Origin of the sequence: Marinomonas balearica (assembly GCF_004362145.1) — a bacterium.
Lineage (GTDB): Bacteria > Pseudomonadota > Gammaproteobacteria > Pseudomonadales > Marinomonadaceae > Marinomonas > Marinomonas balearica.
Window position 1 is genome coordinate 2,053 of record NZ_SNXC01000006.1, and the last position, 2,079, is coordinate 4,131.

Here is a 2,079-nt window from a genome sequence, read left to right on the forward strand (position 1 = left end):
AAAGCAAATTCCCTATATAAAGACGCGGCAGTTCAACAGACGGTTATAACTGCGGCTGCGCCGCCGTATAACCCTTAATTGTTATATGCTCAGAAGGAAAATAGCATTGATTAGAGAAATGGATATCTCAGATTACTCTCAAGTAATTGAATTATGGTCTCAAACAGAAGCCATGTTGTTGCGTGACGCAGATTCTAGAGAGAACATTGGCAAATACTTAGAACGCAACCCAAACCTCAGCTTTGTTGCTTTAGATGGTGACATTATTGTTGGTGCAATCTTAGTGGGTACAGACGGTCGTCGAGGTTACGTGCAACACTTGGCGGTCGACTCGATCTGTCGAGGTAAAGGTATTGGTGCCAAACTGATATCATCTGCAGTAGATGCTCTTGAAAAAATGGGTATAGCGAAAACTCATCTGTTTGTAGCCAATGAAAACCTTAATGCTCAATCATTCTATGAAAAATTGGGTTGGTTTCCTCGTGATGAAGTGCGGATGTTTTCCTTTAATTCGTCTGACAGTGGTAATGTCTAGCACGCATATAACAAAGCATTTAAGAGTGATTCGCAACGCTTGGTAGTTTCGCTTCGCTCAAGTATAGCCAAGCGCTGCTCACATCTTAATGCGGCGTATGTTGCGGTTCGAATATATCGTATTTAAAGGGTTGATATGATTGTACTTAGAGAAATGCGGCAAGATGAATATCCAGATTATTGTCAGTATTTTATTGACGATTACAGTCAGGAAATTGCCGCAAATTATGGTCATTCTTTAGATCTTGCTATCGAGTTGGCAAAGAAAGACTTGCACCGTTGTTTTCCAGACGGGCTTGAAAGTAGTGAGCATTCTCTACTGTGTATTGATGCTGAAATCGACGATAAAATGAAGATTGTAGGTTATCTCTGGCATTCAGTGAAAATTGAAGATAAATCTACATTTATTTATGATTTTTATATTTCAAATGAGTATCGAGGCTTCGGCTATGGGACTCAATCAATCTCAGAGCTTGAAAATCAGTTGAAATCTAGTGGTATTAATCAAATTAAACTGAGAGTGGCTTATCATAATGAGCGTGCACTTAAGTTGTATAAAGACGTTGGTTTTGAAATTACAGGTTTCAATATGTCAAAGAAGATAGGCGAGTAGCCTCAACATAACAAACAACCTAAGCGTGATTCCCAATGCAATGCAGGCCACCCATAACTTTGCTCGAATGTCAGCGAGAATAGAATCAGGTCAAAGACCCTGAGAGGTTAGGCTTGCCAATTGCCTAGGATCTGGGTAAAACTATAGAGATGGACGATCAAAAAATGATCAAAAAGAGTCTTATTAGCCTGATTTAAGGACAAGAGCACTCGATAGTACACCGCAAAGACACAGGGAGGTCGCATCATGAAAAAAGCAAATTTCCTATATAAAGACGCGGCAGTTCAACAGACGGTTATAACTGCGGCTGCGCCGCCGTATAACCCTTAAGGAACCTGCGAATAACTCAGTCTATTAGTCACTCAGGGTTGAAGTTTTACATTTGCGCTCTATAAACATAAATTTCGAGCGCTTTTAACGCCATTTTGGGATTTTTACTCCCATTTTTGGAGTCGCTAGATGGACTAACCCCGTGCAGATCGTATCATTTGGTCGACTCGCAGTAAGTTTCCAAGTGCAAATAAGACGGCAAGCTTATTGTCATTCTTAGACAAGCCTTTGTAGACGACTTTTCGGAAGCCAAACTGGCATTTTAGTATTCTAAACGGGTACTCGACTTTGGCTCTGATACTGGCCTTTAAATACTCTGTTCGGATGGGATTCTTATTTATACGAGGACGTTTCTTCCAAGCTCGTATCTTACTGGGCATTTCAGCAATCAACCAATCCAGCTTCTTTCCGTTAGTTTCCTCTCGTTTTTCTACACCACGGTAGCCTGAGTCGGCTGACACAAATGACTCTTCGCCATGTATGAGATTATGGATTTGGTTTAGATCGTGATCATTGGCGGGTGTAGTAGTAAAGCTATGCACTAAGCCGCGTTTTGCATCGACACCAATATGTGCTTTTAGTCCAAAGAACCATTGATTTCC

General features: G+C 40.9%; 3 protein-coding genes. 2 read left to right on the forward strand and 1 reads right to left on the reverse strand.

What is annotated here, in order from left to right; translation table 11 throughout:
• Positions 1 to 106 precede the first annotated feature (106 nt).
• Positions 107 to 535 (forward strand): GNAT family N-acetyltransferase, encoded by a 429-nt coding sequence (locus tag DFP79_RS01675; protein ID WP_133502226.1) that lies wholly within the window; start codon positions 107 to 109, stop codon positions 533 to 535.
• 135 nt (positions 536 to 670) lie between these two features.
• Positions 671 to 1,147, forward strand: a complete 477-nt coding sequence (locus DFP79_RS01680; protein ID WP_133502227.1) for a GNAT family N-acetyltransferase — start codon at positions 671 to 673, stop codon at positions 1,145 to 1,147.
• A gap of 464 nt (positions 1,148 to 1,611) precedes the next feature.
• On the opposite strand, the gene DFP79_RS01685 is transcribed toward DFP79_RS01680, so the two are convergent.
• The coding region (locus DFP79_RS01685; RefSeq protein ID WP_133502228.1) for a transposase at positions 1,612 to 2,079 on the reverse strand (468 nt) is incomplete at its 5' end.